This is a genomic window from Streptomyces sp. NPDC001851, assembly GCF_040297165.1.
Classification (GTDB): domain Bacteria; phylum Actinomycetota; class Actinomycetes; order Streptomycetales; family Streptomycetaceae; genus Streptomyces.
On record NZ_JBEOYR010000003.1, the window covers coordinates 253,366 to 273,420 of the forward strand.

Below are 20,055 nucleotides of genomic sequence, written 5' to 3' on the forward strand. Positions count from 1 at the left end.
CCGGTCCCTACCGGCCCGGTCCGCTGCCCTGGCTGATACTGATGTCGAAGGTTGAGACGCTGCCGTCCGCAGTGGTCAGGGTGACCGGCCCAAAGGTGATGATCACCGAGGACTTGCCTCCCGGGCCCTTGTAGTAGCCGGTCGCCTCGGTGACCCGGACAGCCACGGCCACGAGAGCCGAAGCGGCCTGCACATCGGCGTTGATCTCTGGCTGGGCAAGGGCGGGATGCCCGTTGGTTTCCGCCCAGTCCCGGAAACGGCGGGCGTCGCGGCTCATGGCGGGGAGGATGCTCTTGTTGGCCCAGGCCCACAGCCATGACTCCGAGCCCGGGCTGAAACTGCCGAGGATCTGGGCAGGTGCAGTCGCGGTCTTGTCGGGAAAGGTCCAGGTGATGAGGCCGGTGGTCTGGTCCAGATCCCAGCGGTCCGCCGTCCCCAGGCCCCAGGACATATGTGCCCGAGCCAGCTGCTCGATCATGTCTTCGCCTTGCAGCAGAAGCATGCTCAGGTCCGCTCTGGTGCCAGTCTGACCGGCACTCTCCGCCTCATTGGCTCGCTTGGACATTCCCATGCGCCGGAGTCTGCCAGACGCCACTGACCGGAGGCTCTGGCCGCCTCCCACCGCACGCACCGCGACGTGGAGCTTGATCGAGGCGCCGATACGCCAGGTCATCGCCGAACACGGTGGCGGTGAACCCTCGAAGTACTGGCTCATCACGCCGTCTGACGCGGAAGGGAAAAGGGTTGAAGGCATGATCATCGGGCTGGTAGCTTTCGGTCGACCGTGACACCGCCCGAGGAGGTGAGACCCATGACCGCTGGATCGACGTGGGTGCTCCCCCTTCCCGTCACGGACGGCGACTGACGCAGGTGTCGCCGGGAGCGCCTCGACCACAAGGCACTCCCGAAAGGCACCACCTCATGCACTCTTTCAAGTTCACTTCCGAGTCGTCGTCGAACGGCATCGTCGAGCGGGACTTCACCGTGGGCGACGTCCCCGGAGTTCTCTGGTCGCCGGCTTCCGGCGCGGATCGCGCGCCCCTGGTCCTGATGGGTCACGGCGGCGGCAACCACAAGAAGCACCCGGCGATGTCCGGCCGGGCCCGGCTCCTGGTGACCGGCTGCGGTTTCCACGTCGCGGTCATCGACGCGCCCGGCCACGGCGACCGGCCGCGCACAGCGCACGACGAGGCGGAGATCGCCGAGCTGTTCCGGGCGAGGGCGGCGGGCGAGCCGGAAGGCCCGATCGTCGTCCGCTACAACGCCCACCTGGCCGAGCTCGCCGTGCCCGAGTACCTGGCGACCCTGGACGCCCTCCAGGAGCTTCCGGAGATCGGCGCCGACGGGCCGGTCGGCTACTGGGGCATCAACATGGGCACCGCCATCGGCATACCGCTGGTGGCGGTCGAACCCAGGATCACGGCCGCCGTCTTCGGCCAGCACTGGCCCGACGTCCTGGCCGAGAAGGCGAAGCAGATCACCGTCCCGGTCGAGTACGACATGCAGTGGGACGACGAGCACATCTCCCGCCAGGAGGGGCTCGCGCTGTTCGACGCGTTCGCCTCCCAGGAGAAGTCGTTGCACGTGAACTCGGGCAGGCACAAGGAACTGCCCAGGTTCGAGGCCGACAGCGCGGTCCGGTTCTTCGCCCGTCACCTCGGCCGGGCCGTCACCTCGCCGGCCTGACGCAGCCGTCGGCGCTCATGGCTGCCGGTACGGCGGCCATGGGCGCCCACGCCCGGCGGCGAGGAGACGGCCGGTCCGACGTCCCCCGGGGTGCGGAGGCGGACGTACGCGTGATCTGCTGAGCGGAAGCCGGCCCGTTCACCGGCCGGCGCCAGCCAGCCCGCCCGGCACCCGTGGAGGACACCCCGGCATGACCACCGCGATCGTCGTCGGCGGCGGGCCCAACGGGCTCACCGCGGCCGCCCTCCTCGCCCGGGCCGGCCTGGAGGTCACCCTCCTGGAGGCCGCCGACGAGGTGGGCGGCGGCACGCGCAGCGAGGAGGCGATCCTGCCCGGCCTGCTGCACGACCACTGCTCCGCCATCCACCCCATGGCCGTCACCTCGCCCGCGCACCGGGCGCTGGACCTCGCACGCCATGGACTGCGCTGGCGGCAGCCGGACGTCGACTGCGTCCATCCCCTGGACGACGGCACCGCGGGCGTGCTGCTGCGCTCCGTGCGGGACACCGCCCGCCTGCTCGGCCCCGACGGCCCACGCTACCGGCGTCTGCTGGAGCCCTCGGTGCGCCACTGGGACGCACTGAGCCAGGACGTGCTGGGCCCGCTCCTGCGCATCCCATCCCACCCCTTGCTCCTCGCCCGTTTCGGCCTGCCCGCCACACTCCCCGCCACCGTCCTCGGCCGCCTCTTCTCCACCCCTCGGGCCCGGGCCCTGTGGGCCGGCGTCGCGGCGCACTCCTTCCGGCCGCTGTCCGAGCCGCTGCTTTCGGCCATCGGCCTCGGCATCCTCGCCGCCGGTCACGCTGCCGGGTGGGCCGTCGCCGAGGGCGGCTCGCAGAACATCGCCCGCAGTCTGGAACGCGCGCTGCGCTCCCACGGGGGCCGGATCCACACCGGCGTCCGCATCACCCACCACACACAGATCCCGCCCGCCGACGTCACCCTGCTCGACCTCGCCCCCGCACAGATCGCCCGCGTCTACGACGACCGGCTGCCCAGCCGGGTGCGCAACGCCTACCGGCGCTTCCGCCCCGGCCCCGCCGCCTTCAAAGTGGACCTGGCCGTCGAGGAAGGCGTGCCGTGGACGAACGAACACGCCCGGCGGGCCGGGACCGTGCACCTCGGCGGCACCCTCGCCGAGGTCGCCCGGGCGGAACGGGACGTGAACCGCGGGCGCATGCCCGAACGGCCCTTCGTCCTCGTCGGCCAGCAGTACCTGGCCGACCCCGGTCGGTCCGCCGGCCGGGTCCATCCCGTCTACGCCTACGCCCATGTCCCGCACGGATACGACGGTGACGCCACCGAAGCCGTCCTCGGCCAGTTCGAACGCTTCGCCCCCGGCACCCGGGACCGCGTCGTCGGCCTGCGCACCACCTCTCCCGCCGACTTCGCCGCCGCCAACCCCAACTTCGCCGGCGGCGACATCGTCACCGGAGCCGAGACCGTCGCGCGACTGTTCCTCGGACCGAGGCCCGCTCCCGACCCGTACTCCACCGCCGTGCCAGGAGTCTTCTGCTGCTCCGCCGCCACCCCGCCGGGCCCCGGGGCCCACGGCATGTGCGGCGCCGGAGCAGCCGCCGCAGCACTGCGCCACCTCCGCAGGAGGAACGCCCGCGCGTTCACGGCTGATTGATGCATGGCTGACGACGTGTCGGTGCTCCTACGATGGAGGCCACCGTCGGGGGAGGGTGGACGTGACACGCAGCACGCCGCAGGGCGCCGGGCGCCGGCTGGAGGACGGGATCGCGTGGGCGGTCCGCAACGCCGACGGGATCGTGGCGATCGTCGTCGCCGTGGTCGTCGGGCTCATGGACGTCCTCAACGACCACATGGGCAGCAACATCGTCTCCGGGGCCACCCTGCTCGTCCTCGCCGCGCTGGTGTACGGCTCGCTCACCGAGCGCCGCCGCCGGGTGGCCGACATCCGCGCCGCGACCGCCGGGACCAGCCGGGCCATCGAGGACCTGGCGATGGTGCGCACGCTCTCCGGCGCCGAGGTCGCGCTCGCGCACGAGCGGGCCCGGCGCGCCACCACCCGCTGGGTGTTCAAGGGCGGCACCGGCACCTATCTGCGGGCCGTCACCCTGCCCGAGTGCGTGCTGGAGGCACAGCGCCAGCGGCGCTCCCTCAGCATGAAGATCGACATCATCAACCCCGCCGACGACCAGGTGTGCACCGCGTACGCCCGCTTCCGCAGCACGTTCGGCGGCGGCTTCGGCGAGTGGACCGTCGAGCGCACCCGCAAGGAGGCCTACGCCACCGTCGTCGCCGCCGGCTGGCACCGGCAGCGCCTGGACACCCTGGAGATCGACGTCCACCTGTCCTCGGTGGCACCGGCCCTGCGGTTCGACCTCTCGGACACCTGCCTGATCATCACCCAGGACGACCCGAGCCGGGTCAGCCTCTGCGTCGAGCGGGACCGGCCGCTCTACGACTACTACGTCACCGAGCTGCACCAGAGCCGCGAACAGGCGGTCAAGCTCGATCTGCGCGAGGCCGTCCCCCTCGCCGACGAGCCCACCGTCGACGAGGTCAGACGCCTGCTCGACGTGCTCGGCCTGCCACTTCCGTCGAGCTTCACCGATCGTGACGTCGGCGACATCATCGACAAGGCGCTGCGCGCGGAGAACCCGTACCGCAGGTGAGCGTCGTGTTCCGGCCAAGGGGGAGGGAACATGGACTACCCGGCCCTGGAACGGGCCGCCCGGCGGCACGCCACCGCCGAGCTGATCCGGCACGCCGCAGTGGAACTGGACCGGATCGCCTCGGGCCGCCGCGCCCTGCGCGCGGTCCGCCATCCCCTGGGGTTCGTCTGCTTCCCCGTCCTGCGCGACGGCGACGACGGCGTCTGCGTCCACGTCTTCCGCACACCGGAGGCGGTACCCGACCGGACCGCCCCCCAGGTGCACTGCCACAGCTGGGACCTGACCAGCACCGTGCTGTACGGCCGGCTCGGCAACCGGCGCATGCACATCGAGGAGGACGCCGGCGCGGCCACCCACCGGATCTTCGAGGTGCTCAGCGATCCCTCGGGCGTCGACGAACTGCGGCCCACCGAGCGGCTGGTGCGCTGCCGGCCCGGCGCCGAACACACCAGCGCGCCCGGCCAGACCTACGCCCTCCCGGCGGGTGAGTTCCACACCACGGTGGTGCCGGACGGCCGCCCCACCGCCACCCTGGTGCTGGGGCGGACCCTGCCCGGCCGGGTGGACCTCTCGCTGGGCCCGCTGTCCGCGCCGGGGCACCGCATGGTCCGCAGCACGTGTGACGCGACCGAGACCGCCCGGATCGCTCGGGCCGCCCTCAGGAGGATCCATGAGCCCGAACCCTGACCCCGGTTACCGCAGTGAGCACCGGACGGCCGTGACCGCCGCCGAGGAGGCCGGGGCACTGCTGCGGTCCCGCTTCCCCGACGGTTTCGCCGCGCGGCAGAAAGGTGAACGGGGGGACGTCGTCACCGACTTGGACGTAGCCGCCGAGAAGCTGGTGATCGGGCGGATCAGGGAGTGTTTCCCGCACGACCGCATCCTGGCCGAGGAGTCCGGCGAACTCACCGGCGACGGCGGCGGCCGTACCTGGCTCGTCGATCCCCTCGACGGCAGCAACAACGTGGTCATCGGGCTGGCGGTCTATGTGGTCGGCATCGCGCTGTGCGTCGATGACACGCCCGTCGTGGGGGTCGTCCACGATCCGATGACCGGCCGTACGTGGTCCGCCCTGCGGGGCGGTGGGGCGCGAGGGCCGGGCGGGCGGCTCGCCGTGGCCGCGCGGGGCCGCCCGCTTCCGGCCGCCGGGCCGCTGCTGGCCTGGACCCAGGGCCACGGCGTCTCCCGCGACGACCCCGTGGCCTGTTCCCTGCGGCACACCCTCGAACTCCGCTCCCGCCGCCTGCTCCAGCTCTGGGCGCCCCTGGTGGCCTGGGCGATGCTGGCCCGCGGCGACATCGACGGCTTCGTCGGCTACCGCGCGGAGGCGATCGACCTGCCCGCCGGTGCGCTGCTCGCCCGCGAGGCCGGCATCGCCCTGCGGCACCTCGACGGCGCCGAGTTCGCCGGCGGTTTCGGCGGTCCCGACGCCGGGCGGTCCTTCGTCGCCGGGCGCCCGGAGATGCTGCCGCACCTGCTGGATCTCGTCAGCTCGTGCTCTCCCTCTTCCGTCCCCTCCGGGCCGCCGTCGTGAACCTCGGCGGCCGGCCCAGCCGCTTCGTGTACGACCAGGTCACCGCCGTCATCAGGGCCGGGACGGCGAGCAGCGGGGCGTAGGCGAGGGCCCAGACGGTCCGTGCCGTACCGCTGGACAGGTACGTCCGGCTCTCGACCGTCAGGGCGACCCCGACCTGCCACAGTGCCACCAGGACCAGGACGGCCGAGGCGGTCCAGGCCACCGTGGCGAGGGTCCGGGGCCGCAGCGGCCGCCACCGCTCGCTCACCAGGAGCAGCGGGAACAGGGCGGCCAGTTCGCTGAGGACGGAGAGCCCGACGACGTACGCGACACCCCAGCCCGGGATGTCGAACACGTCCCGCAGGACGCGGTCGCTGTAGCCGACGTGGACACCGGACGCCATGGCGATGCGCCACAGGCCGGAGGGGACGGCGCACAGGGCGATGGCGTGGGCGGCGCGCCGGGCCCAGACGGGAGCGGGAGCGGGGAGCGGAGCGGTTTCCGTGGTCATGACGTACATGCTGGCCACGGACGCGGCAGCCGCGCTTCGTCCGCTGCGGCAGACCGTCTCCCCCGTACGGCGGAGGGCCCCACCCGCTGGGGGAGGACCTGGGCGGGGCCGTCGCCGCACGGGTCTACCCGCGTGTCAGCGCCAGCGCGCCCACCGAGGCCACCACCGCCGAGGCGGCCAGTACCGCACCCGTGCCCATCAGCCGCGCCAACGGCACCCGTACCCCGTACGACACGCAGCGCTCGTACCAGAGCAGCGTCGCCAGGGAAGCCCACGGCGTCACCACCGGACCGGCGTTGGTGCCGATCAGCAGGGCCAGCAGCTGGTCGTGGTTGCCGAGCGGAACGGCCGCCTCCCCGGCCAGATACACCGGGAGGTTGTTGAGCGCGTTGGACAGGCCGCCGCCGACCGCCGCCGCGCGGAACAGGCCGAGCGTGCCGCCGTCGGTGCCGACCGCCGACGCCAGCAGATGGTGCAGTCCGTGCGCGTCGAACGTCTCGACCACCAGGAACATGCCGGGCACCATCACCAGCAGCCGCCACGGGACGAGCGCCAGGCGGAGAGCGGACCGCTGCCGTACCCCGAACGCCGCCACGGCGACGAGCGCGGCCGTCGCGGACGCCATCCACAGCGGTACGTCGGCCACCAGGATGGCGAGCAGAAAGCCGGCACAGGCGACCGCGCAGGCGCGGAAGAGCACCGGGTCGGCGGGGCGGTGCACGAGGGGCGGCACATAGCGGTCGGCGGCGTCCGCGCGTACGTCGTCGGCGCGGGCCGCACCCGGCCCCGACACCGGCACGGCGACCAGGCCGGAATCCTCCGCAACAGGATCCCCACGCCTGCCCCGCCGCCAGAAGAACAGCCACAAACAAGCCATCGTCACCGCCAGCGCGGCGAGTTGCGGCGCCCACATACGTGCCGCGAGACCCAGCGGTGACAGCGCCACCCGGTTGGCGGCCAGCAGGTTCGTCAGGTTGGACACCGGCAGCAGCAGGCTCGCCGTGTTGGCGAGCCACACCGTGGTCATCGCCAGCGGCACCGGCGCGATGCCCACCCGGGTGGCGAGCGCCAGCATCACCGGGGTCAGCAGGACGGCCGTCGTGTCCAGGTTCAGGGCGATGGTGGTGACCGCGGCGAACAGCACGCACAGCAGGAACAGCAACGCGTAGCTGCCCCGCCCCGCCCGCGCCACCCGCGCCGCCACCACGTCGAACACCTCGGCCCTGCTGGTCAGTTCGGCCAGCACGATGACCGTGCCCAGGAAGGCGAGGAGCGGGGCGATGCGGGTCATCGCGCCGGACGCGGAACCGGTGGGCAGGAGTCCCGTGGCCACGCACAGCAGTCCGGTCACCAGCAGACCGATCGCCACCCGGTCGAGGACATGCAGACGCAGCAATAAGGCACGCACGGAGGGAAGGGTCGCACGTTCGTACGCCGCTGTGACCAGGGCGTCGTCGAACGCCTGGAAACGACCGGTATCAACCTCTCTTTTCACGGCATCATCAATACATGGTGGCTCGTCAGAACACCCCGGGGGACAGCACCGGGCCATTGGACTTCTTCATCAGCTACTCACCCGCCGACGAACGCTGGGCGTCCTGGATCGCCTGGACCCTGGAGGAGGCCGGATACCGCACGGTCCTGCAGGCCTGGGACTTCGTGCCGGGAACGAACTTCGTGGACTTCATGGACCGGGGGGTGAGCGAGTCCGCCGCCGTCATCGCCGTACTGTCGCGGAACTACGAGCGGTCCCGGTACGGGCGGATGGAGTGGCAGGCCGCGTTGCGCGCGGATCCGGACGCGCCGGAGCGGCGGCTGATCACCGTGCGGGTCGAGGACATCCCGGTGGAGGGGCTGCTGGCCACCATCACCTACGTGGATCTGGTGCCGGTCGCCGATGCGGGGGCGGCGCGGGAGCTGCTGCTCGCCCGGGTGCGGCAGGCACTCGACGGGCGGGCCCGGCCCAGCCTGCCGCCCGGCTACCCGGGGGCGAACGGCCACACCGTCCCGTCCGCCCCGTACGCCCCGGGCCCCGGTCGGCCGCTCGGCGGGCCGGGGTGGGCGGGGCGGCGCAGGCCCGCCGCGCCGCCGTCGTACCCGCGCCAGTCCGCGGCGGCCGGCGAGCGGGAGGCGGTCACCGTGCTGCAGCTGGCCGGGCCCGCCTTCGGCCGGGGCCAGGACCCCGCCGAACTGCAGGCGGCGATCTGGGGCGACCTGGTCGAGCTGGCGGACGCCGGGGCGCCCACGCCCGATCTGCTGGTCGTCACCGGTGACCTGACCGCCTCCGGCAGCCGGCGCGAGTTCGAGCAGGCCCTCGCCTTCCTCACCGGGATGCGGGCCCTGCTCGGGCTCGAACCGCACCGGGTGGCCCTCGTCCCGGGCGGTCAGGACGTCAACCAGGCGGCCTGCCAGGCCTACTTCAGCACCTGCGAGGCGGACGAGATGCCGCCCCGGCCGCCGTACTGGCCCAAGTGGCGGCACTTCGCCCGGCTGTTCCAGGAGCTGTACCAGGGACTCGACGTCGTCTTCGACAGCGATCAGCCCTGGACCCTCTTTCCCGTCCCGGAGCTGCACACCGTGGTCGCGGGGCTGAACTCGTCGATGGCCTACAGCCACCGGCGTGACGACCAGTACGGGATGGTCGGGCGGGAGCAGGCCGCCTGGTTCGCGCAGGCGCTGCGGCCGCACGAGACGGAGGGGTGGCTGAGGATCGGGGTCGTGCGGCACGCGCCGGGTGCCGCCCGGGCCGTCGCCCCCGGGGCCCGCCGGGGCGGTGCGCCGGGTACGGCCGCGCTGGACGGTGCCGGGCCGCTGCGGGACACCGATGTGCTGGCCCGGCTCACCGCTCCCCGGCTGCACCTGCTGCTGCACGGCCCGGCCGACCCCGGTGCGCTGCCCGTCCTCACCACCGCCTCCGGCGAGGTGCCGGTGATCGGCGCCGTGGGGCCCGGCCGGCACCAGCTGCTGCGGGTCGGCCGGGACGGAGTGGCCGTCTGGGACGGGCCGCAGGAGCCACAGCGGCGGCCGGTCCGGTGGCACAGGGCCCACCGGGCCTTCGGCACCGAGGAGAGCGGCCCCCGCACGGACCACGTGCCCGCGGCCGGCCCGAACGGCCTCCCCGAGCCCGAGCCGGAGCCGCGCGCCCTGACGAGCCCGGTGGGGATACTGCTCGCCCGGGTCGCCGAGGTGTGCCGCACCCGCCACGAGGGCGCACAGATCCGCCAGGTCGACGGGCCGCTGCCGCAACTGCTGGTCACCTGGACCCAGTCCGGCTTCGTCCGGCAGCAGCGCGTGGCCGTGCACACCGGCACCCCGACCGCGCAGGACGTCGACCGGTTCGTGGCCCTCGTGCACGCCGCCGACGCCGAGAGCGAGGCCGAACTCGTCCACGACGGCCCGCCGCCCGCCCGCGAGCTGCGCGACGCGGCCCGGCGGCGAGGCGTCCGGGTGCGCAGCTTCACCGAGTTCCAGGGCCTGCTGGACCTGCGCGGATACGTCGGTGCGCAGAGCGAGCGGCTGCGCACCGACCCGCGCTATCCCCCGGGCATGTACCTGCCGCAGCGGTACCGGGAGGTGGAACGCCTCGACGCCGAGGACCGTGACGGGCTCGTCGACGAGATGCTGCGGCTGCTCGACTCCGACCAGGGCCGCTTCCTGCTGCTGCTCGGCGACTTCGGGCACGGCAAGACCTTCGCGCTGCGCGAACTGGCCCGCCGGGTCCCCGCCGAACTGCCGCACCTGGTCCCGCTGCTGGTGGAGCTGCACTCGCTGGACCGGGCGTATTCGTTCGAGGGGCTGGTCGCCGCGCACCTCGCCGCGCACGGCGTCGACAACATCGACCTGCGGGCCTTCAGGTACATGCTCCAGCAGGGGCGGATCGTGCTGCTCTTCGACGGCTTCGACGAACTCGTCAACCAGGTCACCTACGACCGTGCCGCCGAGCGTCTGCAGGTGCTGCTGGACTCCGCCGTGGACAGCGCCAAGATCGTGGTCTCCAGCCGGACCCAGCACTTCCGCTCCCAGGGGCAGGTGCTGACCGCGCTCGGCGAACGCGTCGGCCTGCTCCCGCACCGCCGGGTCCTGGCCGTCCAGGAGTTCACCCCGCAGCAGATCCGCGCCTACCTGGTCAACCGCTACGACGGCGACGAACGCGCCGCCGACCACCGGCTGCGGCTGCTGGACGCCATCCCCGACCTGCTCGCCCTGTGCCGCAACCCCCGGCTGCTCGGCTTCGTCGCCGACCTGGACGACGACCGGCTGCGCGCGGTCGCCGGCGCCGGACGCGCCCTCAGCCCCGCCGGGCTGTACCAGGAGGTCCTCACCGCCTGGCTGAACTTCGAGGTCCAGCGCGGCAGCGGCAGCCCCGGCCGGGCCCCCGGGCTCTCCCTGGAGCAGCTGTGGGACGCGGTCACCGCGCTCGCCCTGCGGCTGTGGGAGAGCGGGCAGGACTCGCTGCGGCTGGACGAGCTGACCGATGTCGCCGAGACCCTGAGCGGGCTCGCGGACGCCCGGCTGTCGGTGCCGCAGACCGCGCACGCCATCGGCTCCGGCAGTCTGCTGGTGCGCAGCGACGACGGCGTGTTCCGGTTCATCCACGGCTCGGTGGTGGAGTGGCTGGTCGCCCGGGAGTGCGCCCGCGGCCTCACCGCGGGCGACAGCGCCCTGCTGGGGCGGCGCCAGCTCAGTCAGCTGGCCGTCGAGTTCCTGTGCGACCTCGCCGACCACCGGGTCTGCCAGGCGTGGGCCGAGCGGGAGCTGTCCGGCACACCCGGGGACGCCTCCTCGGACGCCGGCCACGCCAACGCCGTGAAGATCCTCAGCCGGCTCCGGGTGCCCGCCCACACCGATCTGCGCGGCGCCGCCCTGGCCGGCGAGGACCTGTCCCACCGCGACTTCTCCGGCGTGGACCTGACCCGCGCCGACCTCACCGACGCCCGGCTGGTCGGCGCCAACCTCTCCGGCGCCGTCCTGCGCGGCGCCCGGCTGACCGGCGCCCGGCTGGACGGCGCGGACCTGACCGGGGCCGACCTGCGCGGGGCCGACCTCAGACGGGCCCGGCTGATCGGCACCGACCTGACCGGCGCCCGGGTGGACGGCGGCCGGTGGCGGCGGGCGGCGCTGATCTCGGCGACCACCGGGCCCCTCGCGGAAGCCCCCGAACTGCGGGGAGCCGCGATCGCGCCCGGCATGGCCGTCGACTCCGGCTTCCGGCCCTCCACGGTCGGGGTGCCGTACGGCTACGAGGCCCGCATCCGGCTGCCCGAGCCCATCTCGTACAGCCCCGACGGCGAACTGCTCGCCGTGGGCAGCGAGGACGGCGGCGTCCTGGTCTGCGACGCCGCCACCGGCATCGCCCTGCGCACCCTGCAGGGCCACACCGGCCGGGTCTACGCCGTCAAGTTCCGCGAACGCGTGCTGGCCACCGGCAGCTCCGACGGCACGGTACGGCTGTGGGACCCGGTCTCCGGCCGCTGCCTGCACCGGCTGGAGATCCACCCGAACGGCGTGTGGCCCCTCGCCCTGGACACCGACGGCTCGCGCCTGGCCATCGGCGACGCCGACGGCGTGGTCACCCTCTGGGACACCGCCTCCGGCACCCCGCTGCACCGGCTGCCCGGACACGCGGCGCCCGTCTACACCGTCGCGTTCGGACCCGGCGACGCCACCCTGGTCACCGGGGACGCCTCCACCGTCGTACGCCTGTGGGACCTGGCCACCGGACGGCAGACCGGGGAGCTGCCCGGTCACCACGGCGTGGTCTACCGGGCGCGGTTCAGCCCGGACGGCACCCTGCTGGCCACCGCCGACCGCGGCGACGAGGAGCACGGCGGCACGGTGCGCGTGTGGGACTTCGCCACCGGGACGCCGCGGCACACGTTCAGCGGGCACTCCGGCCGCGTCTACACCCTCGACTTCCACCCCGGCGGAGCCCTGCTGGTCAGCGGCGACACCAACGGGGAGGTACGGCTGTGGGACCTGGCGGCCGGACGCTCGGCCGGGCTGCTCGGCGGCTGCCGCGGGGCCGTGTACCAGGTGCTGTTCGACCCCGACGGGACCCTGCTCGCCGCCGGGGACAGCGCCGGGGTGGTCCGGCTGTGGCGGATCGACCCGGCGGCCGACCCGGTCGCGGCGCCGCTGAGCCGGCAGCCCGCCGAGCACCGCGGCTCTGTGTGGGTGTGCAAGTTCCGCCCGCACGGCGACACGCCCGCCCAGGGTCCCGGCACCCTGCTGGTGACCGGCGGCAACGACGGTGTCGTACGGCTGTGGGAGCCCGCCACCGGCCAGGGCCGGCGCATCCTGCGCGGCCACGGGCGGCGCATCGGCACGCTGTCCTTCAGCGCCGACGGCACCCTGCTGGCGGCCGGCGGCAACGACGGTGTCGTGCGGGTGTGGCACTCCGCCTCCGGCCGGCGGCTGCGCGAACTGACCGGCCAGAGCGACCGCCTGGTGTCGGCGGCGTTCGGTCCCTCCGGATCCCTGCTGGCCACCGCGAGCAGCGACGGCGACGTCTACCTGTGGAACGCGGCCACCGGCGAGTACCAGCGCGAACTGGACGTCGAGACCGACCATGTGTGGGCGGAGGCGTTCAGCGCCGACGGCGAACTCCTCGCCACCGCCAACGACGACGACACGGTACGGCTGTGGTACCGGGCCACCGGAGCGCATGTCGCCACCATCGGGGAACACTACGGGCGGGTCCGCGCGATCGACTTCCGGTCCGACGGCGCGGTCCTGGCCACCGGCTGCGACGACCGCAAGGTGCGGATCTGGGACCTGGACGGCCACCGGATCACCGCCGAACTGGACGGCCACACCGACCGGGTGTACGCCGTGGCCTTCGCCCCGGACGGCTCCTGGCTGGCCAGCGCCTCCTGGGACGGTACGGCGGTGATCTGGAAGGACGGCGAGATCGACCACCGGCTGACCGGCCACACCGGCAAGCTCTGGACCGCCGCCGCCCACCCGCTGCGCCCCCTGCTGGCGACGGCGGGCGACGACCGGACCGTCCGCCTGTGGAACCCGGACACCGGCGAGCAGACGGCGGTTCTGAGAGGCCACACCGGCCGGATCCTCGCGGTGGTGTTCAGCCCCGACGGCTCCTTGCTGGCCAGCGGCGGCGAGGACGGCACGGTACGGCTGTGGAACGTCCCCGCCGACGCCCCGGCCACCCTGCGGGTCACCCTGGTCGGCATGCCCGGCGGCTGGGCGGCGCTCGCCCCGTCCGGCGGCTACAAGTACGAGGGGGACGTCACCGGCGAGTTCTGGCACGCGGTGGGCATGTGCCGCTTCGAGCCGGGCGAGTTGGACGGGCATCTGCCGGGCGTGTGGCAGGTGCCGCTGGACGACCGGCTGGGGTGACGGGAAGGAGAGGGGCCACTTTTGAACGCGTTCAAATACGGGCGTACGCTCCTTCCATGAGCGACAGAGCCGCCCTGCTCAAGGGCATTCGCGTCTGGTTGGTCCTCTTCGTCGTGTGCCTCGTGCTCAGCGGGGCCACGGCCTTCCCCCTGGTGCACGAACTGCGGTGGACGGACAGCGCGTTGCGCGCCCTGTCCGTGCCGGAGCACCTGCCGGGACTCATGGCCTGGATCACGCGGGTGCGCGACGGACTCGACACGGCCGACGCCGACTACCCGTTCCTGCTCTACGGCACCGACTGGCTGGCCTTCGCCCACCTCGTCATCGCGGTCGCCTTCTACGGCGCGTACCGCGACCCCGTCCGCAACATCTGGGTCGTCGAGTTCGGGATGATCGCCTGCGCCGGCATCATCCCGCTCGCCCTGATCTGCGGCCCGATCCGGGGGATCCCCTTCTTCTGGAGCCTGATCGACATGTCCTTCGGGGTGTTCGGAGTCGTCCCGCTGTACGTCGTACGGAAGAAGATCAAGCGCCTGGCGGCGCTCAGCGCACCGCTCAGCGCTCCGGCTGCTCCGTAGCCGTGGCGGGCGCCGGACCTCGTCCTGCCCGGCCGCCGTCGCGCAGGGCGTGCAGGGCGTCGATCCGGTTCGTGGTGATCGAGTCGACGCCCAGCTCCAGCAGGCGGCTCATCGAGCGGCGGGTGTCCGGGGTCCACACGGACAGCAGATGTCCGCCGTGGTGCACCCGGGCCGCCAGCTCCCGGCTGACCAGCGAGAAACGGTAGTTGAGCCAGCGCGGGCGGACCACGTCCAGCAGCACGGGCCGGGGCGGGGCGAGCGTCGTCCAGGTCAGGGCGATCTCGGCGGCCGGGTCGGCGGCGCGGACGGCGAGCATCGCCTCGGCGCCCGCGCAGTAGTAGACGCGTTCCCGGGCACCGCTCTGCCGGACCACGTCCATGATCCGGTCCACCGACCGTCGGCCGGGCCGCCCGCACAGGTCCACCATCACCCGGCAGTCACCGGTCGCGGCCAGTGCCTCGGCGAGCGTCGGCACCCCGCCCGCGGTGAGCCCGCGCAGTTCCTCCGCGGACAGCGCGCCGAGCGGCCGGTCGACGTCCCACAGCCGCGCGAGCGTCGCGTCGTGCAGCAGCACGGGGACGCCGTCGCGGGTGAGCCGTACGTCGATCTCGACCGCGTCCGCGCCCTGGTCGAGCGCGGAACGCAGCGAGTCGACGGTGTTCTCGCGGAAACGGTAGGGGGCGCCGCGGTGGGCCACGGCGGTCACGGTCTGCATGGCCCCCATTGTGGTGGGCGTCAGGAGGCGAGCCAGGTGCTGGTGTACGTGTCGATCTCCGCCGCGATACGGGCCTTGCCCTCGGCGTCCAGGAAGGACGCCTCCACCGCGTTGCGGGCGAGGCCGGCCAGACCCCGCTCGTCCAGGTCCAGCAGCCGGGCGGCCACCGCGTACTCGTTGTTGAGGTCGGTGCCGAACATCGGCGGGTCGTCGGAGTTGATCGTGACCAGCACCCCTGCCCGCACGAACTCCCTGACCGGGTGCTCGTCCAGGGTGCGGACCGCGCGGGTGGCGATGTTGGAGGTCGGGCAGACCTCCAGCGGGATGCGGTGCTCGGCGAGGTGCGCGAGCAGCTCGGGGTCCTGCGCGGAGCTGGTGCCGTGCCCGATCCGCTCCGCGCGCAGTTCGCGCAGGGCGTCCCACACCGTCTCCGGGCCGGTCGTCTCGCCGGCGTGCGGCACGGAGTGCAGACCGGCGGCGATGGCCCGGTCGAAGTACGGCTTGAACTGCGGCCGGGGGACGCCGATCTCGGGCCCGCCCAGCCCGAACGACACGAGCCCCTCCGGGCGGATCCGGTCGTCGGTGGCGAGCCGTGCCGTCTCCTCGGCCGATTCCAGCCCGGCCTCACCGGGGATGTCGAAGCACCACCGCAGCACGGTCCCGAACTCGGCCTCGGCCGCCTTGCGGGCGTCCTCGATCGCCGCCATGAACGCCAGCTCGTCGATGCCGCGCCGGGTCGAGGAGAAGGGCGTGACGGTCAGCTCGGCGTACCGCACCTGCTGCCGGGCCAGGTCGCGGGCCACCTCGTAGGTGAGCAGCCGGACGTCCTCCGGGGTGCGGATCAGGTCGACGACCGACAGGTACACGTCGATGAAGTGCGCGAAGTCGGTGAAGGTGAAGAAGTCGGCCAGGGCCTCGGGGTCGGTGGGCACCTTGGAGTCGGGGTGCCGGGCGGCCAGCTCCGAGACGATGCGCGGGGAGGCGGAGCCGACGTGGTGGACGTGCAGTTCGGCCTTGGGCAGCCCGGCGATGAAGGCCCGCAGATCGCGGTCGGCCGTGCCGGCGGCGGGTACGGAGCTGCTGTCGGTCATGGGGTCCTCCCCGGGCAGGGCGCCGGCGGCCCGGTACGGGCGAGGCGCGGGTGATCGGCTGATCGGTGGCACGGACGACATCGTAGGCGGGCGGCGGGTGCGGACCGGTCGGCGGAGGCCCGGTGGTGCCCCGGGACACCCGGCACCTCGCCGGCCGCCCCCGCGGGCGGCGGGTCCGGCGGACCGGTGGGACCGGGCCGCGGTGGTCCGGCGGCGAGGCCGTAGCATGGCGGGACGAACGACCGAGGGGGACATGCCCGTGAGTGACGGAGCGCAGCCGAGTGGCACCCCGGGGGGCGACCACAACATATGGGCGCCGCCCGAGCAGCGGACTTCGCTGGAGAAGCAGCCGCCCCAGGCGGAGGCCCAACCGCCCGTGCAGCCGCCGTCCGTGCACGACCAGGCGACCATGACCTCGCTGCCGACCGACGGCTTCGCACCGCCCGCCCCCGGCTTCCCGCCGCCCGCCTCCCCTCCCGGCTTCGCGCCGCCGCCCGCCGCCTCCGGATACGGCGTGCCGGGCACGGCACCGGTGGGCGGCGAGGCGGTGCCGCCCCCGCCGATCGCCCCCTCGGGCCCCGGCATACCCGCACCGCCCGCTTCCGGCGGCTACGGCTACCCCGGCTACTCGGCGGGCTACGGCTGGCCCGGCATGCCGATGGCCCCGCAGAACGGCATGGGCACCGCGGCGATGGTGCTCGGCATCCTCTCCCTGTGCCTGTTCTGCATGTACGGCGTCGTCTCGGTGGTCCTCGGCATCCTGGCGGTGGTCTTCGGCATCAAGGGCCGCCGGCGGGCCGATCTCGGTGAGGCCACCAACCACGGCCAGGCCCAGGCGGGCCTGATCATGGGTGTCGTCGGCATCGTGCTCGGCATCGCTGTGATCGTCCTGCTCGCGATCGGTATCACCGCCGCCATCCACGAGGGCAGCAAGCACACCGACCCCTACGACGACAACTCCGCCCGCAGCGTCCCGGTGACGGTGGCCGCCGGCCGCTGAGTCCGCCGGGCCGCGGCCCCTCATCCGTCGGCCGGAACCCGCTCCCGCTCCTCCGTACGGCCATTACGATGCCTTGATCGTCAACGGAGGGGAACCCGCTTCATGTCCAACATCAACCCGGAACCCGGTTTCGGTCCGCCGGCTCCGCAGCAGCCGCCGGGCTACGGATACCCGCAGCAGCCGGGGCCCGGTTACGGCTACCCCCAGTCGGGGCCGGGGCCGTCCTACCCGGCCGCGCCGCCCACGGCATACCCGCAGGCCCCCGGCTATGCGATGCAGATGCAGCCGAGCAACGGCATGGGCACCGCGGGACTGGTGCTGGGCATCATCGGAGTGGTCTGCAGCCTCACCATCGCCATGGAAGTCCTCGGGATGATCCTGGGCATCCTGGCGATCATCTTCGGTGCCGTCGGCCGGGGCAAGGCCAACCGCGGTGAGGCCACCAACAGGGGCGCGGCGACCGCCGGTCTCGTGTGCGGCATCATCGCCACCGTGCTCCTGCCGCTGCTGGTCTTCGTCTTCTTCGCCAGCCTCTTCAGCGCCAGCACGGTCTGACGGTCCCGGCGGACCAGGAAGCGAACGGGGGCCTGGCACCGGGCCGGCCCCCCAGCTCCCGGTCCGCTCAGGCCCCGGCCCCCGACAACCGCTCCCGCGCTTCCATCAGCGCGAACCCCAGCAGGTTCGGCCCGCGCCACCGCTCCGGATCCGAGGCCGCCTCGTCGTCCGCCGCGAGGCCGATGCCCCATATGCGGTCCACGGGGCTCGCCTCCACCAGCACCCGGTCGCCGGTGCCCAGCAGGAACACCCGCAGGTCGTCGTCCGACGCGAACTTGTGGACACTGCCCTCGACCACGAGCCGGAAGCGCTCCCGCTCCCACACCGCCTCGTCGAAGCCCCGGACCAGCCGCCCCGCCTTCTTGGCCTGAGCGGGATGCTCCGCGGCCAGCACCCGGCGCTCCGCCTCCGCGTCCCCGAACAGCCGCGCCTTGCCGGCCATCATCCAGTGCTCGGCCGTGGCGTACTCCACCCCGTCCACCGTGAACGGGGACGGCCACCACTGGCTCAGACAGCTCGCGCCGATCCGGCCGTCCGGCCGCGGCCGGTGCCCCCAGAAGTGCAGATACGTGATCCGGGCCCCTGCCCGGACCTCCCTGATCAGGGCTTCCACCCCGTCGATCTTCCCCATGCACGCGAGTCTGGCACGCACCACTGACACTCCGTCCGGCCTTTTCGCTCCGGACTCGACACCTGGTCGACAGATTCCGTCGCGTAACCAAAAGGCAACAACGGAATCACTTGTTGGAGTCCATTACCTCTGTCAGGATCGGCACTCAAATCGAGCTGGAGCTACGCCACCCACCCCCCGGGACGGGGCGAAACGGCGGAGGAGAGCGACATGCACAACCCGGGCACCGCCACCCCGGAACGATTTCCCGCCGAGGAGCGATTCGTCGCCGGCGCGCAGTTCATCGCCGGCCGGCTGACCAAGGGCACCTCGGGCCGTACCCACGCCGTGGTAGACCCCGCCACCGGCGAGGAGGTGTACCGCTACGAGCTGGCCGGCACCGACGACGTCGACGCGGCCGTCGCCGCCGCGCGCGAGGCCTTCCCGGGCTGGGCCTCGGCCACCCCGGGCGAGCGCTCCGACGCCCTGCACCGGTTCGCGGCCGTGCTCGCCGGGCGCGCCGAGGACTTCGCCCGCGCCGAGTCGCTGCAGTGCGGCAAGCCGCTGAAGCTGACCCGCGAGTTCGACGTACCGGGGACGATCGACAACACCGCCTTCTTCGCGGGCGCCGCCCGGCACCTGCAGGGCCAGTCCGCCGGCGAGTACTCGGGCGACCACACCTCGTACGTCCGGCGCGAGCCGATCGGCGTGGTCGGGTCGATCGCGCCCTGGAACTACCCGCTCCAGATGGCCGCCTGGAAGATCCTCCCGGCGATCGCCGCCGGCAACACCATCGTGCTGAAGCCCGCCGAGCTGACTCCGCTCACCTCGCTGCTCTTCGCCCAGGCCGCCACGGACGCCGGCCTCCCCGACGGTGTGATCAACATCGTCACCGGTACCGGGAAGGAAGCGGGGGAGCACCTGGTCGGCCACCCCGATGTCGCCATGACCTCCTTCACCGGGTCCACCGCCGTCGGCAGACGCGTCGCCGAGGTCGCCACCGCCACCGTCAAGCGGCTGCACCTGGAGCTCGGCGGCAAGGCGCCCTTCGTCGTGTTCGACGACGCCGATCTGGAAGCCGCCGTCCACGGAGCCGTCGCCGGGGCGCTCATCAACAGCGGACAGGACTGCACGGCCGCCACGCGCGCGTACGTGCAGCGACCGCTGTACGAGGCGTTCGTCGAGCGGACCGCCGCGCTGATGGAGACCGTCCGGCTCGGGGACCCGTTCGCCGTCGGCACCGACCTCGGCCCGCTCATCTCGCACGTCCACCGGGACCGGGTGGCCGGCTTCGTGGACCGCGCCCGTGCCTACGCGCGCGTGGTGACCGGCGGCGAGGCACCGAAGGGCGGGCTGGAGAACGGCGCCTACTACCGGCCGACCCTGATCGCCGACGCCGCCCAGGACAGCGAGATCGTCCAGTCCGAGATCTTCGGCCCCGTACTGGTCGTCCTGCCCTTCGACGGTGATGATGAGGGCATCCGGCTGGCCAACGACACCCCCTACGGCCTCGCCGCCTCCGCGTGGAGCACGAACGTCTACCGCGCCAACCGCTGCACCCGCGAGATCAAGGCGGGCTGCGTGTGGATCAACGACCACATCCCGATCATCAGTGAGATGCCGCACGGCGGCTACAAGGCCTCCGGCTTCGGCAAGGACATGTCGGCGTACTCCTTCGAGGAGTACACGCAGGTCAAACACGTAATGTTCGACAACACCGCGGTGGCCGCGAAGGACTGGCACCGCACCGTTTTCGGGGACCGCTAGCGACGACCAGGCCAGTGACCAG

General features: G+C 73.2%; 15 protein-coding genes and 1 pseudogene. 10 read left to right on the forward strand and 6 right to left on the reverse strand.

Going from position 1 to position 20,055, the window contains the following annotated elements:
- Positions 1-7 precede the first annotated feature (7 nt).
- Positions 8-571: a DUF6882 domain-containing protein gene (locus tag ABT171_RS06185; protein WP_351240316.1), complete on the reverse strand. Its 564-nt coding sequence runs from the start codon at positions 569-571 to the stop codon at positions 8-10.
- 350 nt (positions 572-921) lie between these two features.
- Here ABT171_RS06185 and ABT171_RS06190 point away from each other — a divergent pair, with 350 nt between their 5' ends.
- The 5 genes from ABT171_RS06190 (at position 922) to ABT171_RS06210 (ending at position 5,865) form a co-directional block, all read left to right on the forward strand.
- Positions 922-1,686 (forward strand): alpha/beta hydrolase family protein, encoded by a 765-nt coding sequence (locus ABT171_RS06190; RefSeq protein WP_351240318.1) that lies wholly within the window; start codon positions 922-924, stop codon positions 1,684-1,686.
- 190 nt (positions 1,687-1,876) lie between these two features.
- Positions 1,877-3,319 carry a phytoene desaturase family protein gene (locus ABT171_RS06195; protein ID WP_351240320.1) on the forward strand — a complete coding sequence of 481 codons (1,443 nt, stop codon included), beginning with the start codon at positions 1,877-1,879 and terminating at the stop codon, positions 3,317-3,319.
- A 61-nt stretch (positions 3,320-3,380) separates the two neighbouring features.
- Positions 3,381-4,331 (forward strand): hypothetical protein, encoded by a 951-nt coding sequence (locus ABT171_RS06200; RefSeq protein ID WP_351240322.1) that lies wholly within the window; start codon positions 3,381-3,383, stop codon positions 4,329-4,331.
- 30 nt (positions 4,332-4,361) lie between these two features.
- Positions 4,362-5,018 (forward strand): hypothetical protein, encoded by a 657-nt coding sequence (locus ABT171_RS06205; RefSeq protein ID WP_351240324.1) that lies wholly within the window; start codon positions 4,362-4,364, stop codon positions 5,016-5,018.
- The gene (locus tag ABT171_RS06210) at positions 5,002-5,865 is read left to right on the forward strand and encodes an inositol monophosphatase family protein (RefSeq protein ID WP_351240326.1); all 864 of its coding nucleotides are present in this window, start codon (positions 5,002-5,004) and stop codon (positions 5,863-5,865) included. The genes ABT171_RS06205 and ABT171_RS06210 overlap by 17 nt, the downstream gene beginning before the upstream one ends.
- On the opposite strand, the gene ABT171_RS06215 is transcribed toward ABT171_RS06210, so the two are convergent.
- Positions 5,819-6,367, reverse strand: a complete 549-nt coding sequence (locus ABT171_RS06215; RefSeq protein ID WP_351240328.1) for a hypothetical protein — start codon at positions 6,365-6,367, stop codon at positions 5,819-5,821. The genes ABT171_RS06210 and ABT171_RS06215 overlap by 47 nt on opposite strands.
- Before the next feature lie 115 nt (positions 6,368-6,482).
- Positions 6,483-7,766, reverse strand: a complete 1,284-nt coding sequence (locus tag ABT171_RS06220; protein WP_351240330.1) for an ArsB/NhaD family transporter — start codon at positions 7,764-7,766, stop codon at positions 6,483-6,485.
- A gap of 101 nt (positions 7,767-7,867) precedes the next feature.
- Here ABT171_RS06220 and ABT171_RS06225 point away from each other — a divergent pair, with 101 nt between their 5' ends.
- Positions 7,868-13,717 (forward strand): WD40 domain-containing protein, encoded by a 5,850-nt coding sequence (locus tag ABT171_RS06225; RefSeq protein ID WP_351240332.1) that lies wholly within the window; start codon positions 7,868-7,870, stop codon positions 13,715-13,717.
- A gap of 56 nt (positions 13,718-13,773) precedes the next feature.
- Complete coding sequence (locus tag ABT171_RS06230) at positions 13,774-14,295, forward strand: hypothetical protein (protein ID WP_351240334.1); 522 nt, start codon at positions 13,774-13,776, stop codon at positions 14,293-14,295.
- On the opposite strand, the gene ABT171_RS06235 is transcribed toward ABT171_RS06230, so the two are convergent.
- Together ABT171_RS06235 and ABT171_RS06240 are read right to left on the reverse strand one after the other, a co-directional pair.
- Positions 14,273-15,010 (reverse strand): glycerophosphodiester phosphodiesterase, encoded by a 738-nt coding sequence (locus ABT171_RS06235; RefSeq protein ID WP_351240336.1) that lies wholly within the window; start codon positions 15,008-15,010, stop codon positions 14,273-14,275. The genes ABT171_RS06230 and ABT171_RS06235 overlap by 23 nt on opposite strands.
- A gap of 20 nt (positions 15,011-15,030) precedes the next feature.
- Positions 15,031-16,240: pseudogene (locus tag ABT171_RS06240) on the reverse strand (adenosine deaminase).
- Positions 16,241-16,360: 120 nt separating this feature from the next.
- On the opposite strand from ABT171_RS06240, the gene ABT171_RS06245 reads away from it, so the two are divergent.
- Together ABT171_RS06245 and ABT171_RS06250 are read left to right on the forward strand one after the other, a co-directional pair.
- Entirely contained in the window at positions 16,361-17,101 is a 741-nt protein-coding gene (locus ABT171_RS06245; protein WP_503074084.1) for a DUF4190 domain-containing protein, read from the forward strand.
- Positions 17,102-17,203: 102 nt separating this feature from the next.
- Positions 17,204-17,656 carry a DUF4190 domain-containing protein gene (locus ABT171_RS06250; protein ID WP_351240340.1) on the forward strand — a complete coding sequence of 151 codons (453 nt, stop codon included), beginning with the start codon at positions 17,204-17,206 and terminating at the stop codon, positions 17,654-17,656.
- Positions 17,657-17,723: 67 nt separating this feature from the next.
- On the opposite strand, the gene ybiA is transcribed toward ABT171_RS06250, so the two are convergent.
- Complete coding sequence (gene ybiA, locus ABT171_RS06255; RefSeq protein WP_351240341.1) at positions 17,724-18,287, reverse strand: riboflavin biosynthesis intermediates N-glycosidase; 564 nt, start codon at positions 18,285-18,287, stop codon at positions 17,724-17,726.
- 210 nt (positions 18,288-18,497) lie between these two features.
- On the opposite strand from ybiA, the gene ABT171_RS06260 reads away from it, so the two are divergent.
- On the forward strand, positions 18,498-20,033 hold the full coding sequence (locus ABT171_RS06260) for a gamma-aminobutyraldehyde dehydrogenase (protein ID WP_351240342.1): 1,536 nt from the start codon (positions 18,498-18,500) through the stop codon (positions 20,031-20,033).
- Positions 20,034-20,055 lie beyond the last annotated feature (22 nt).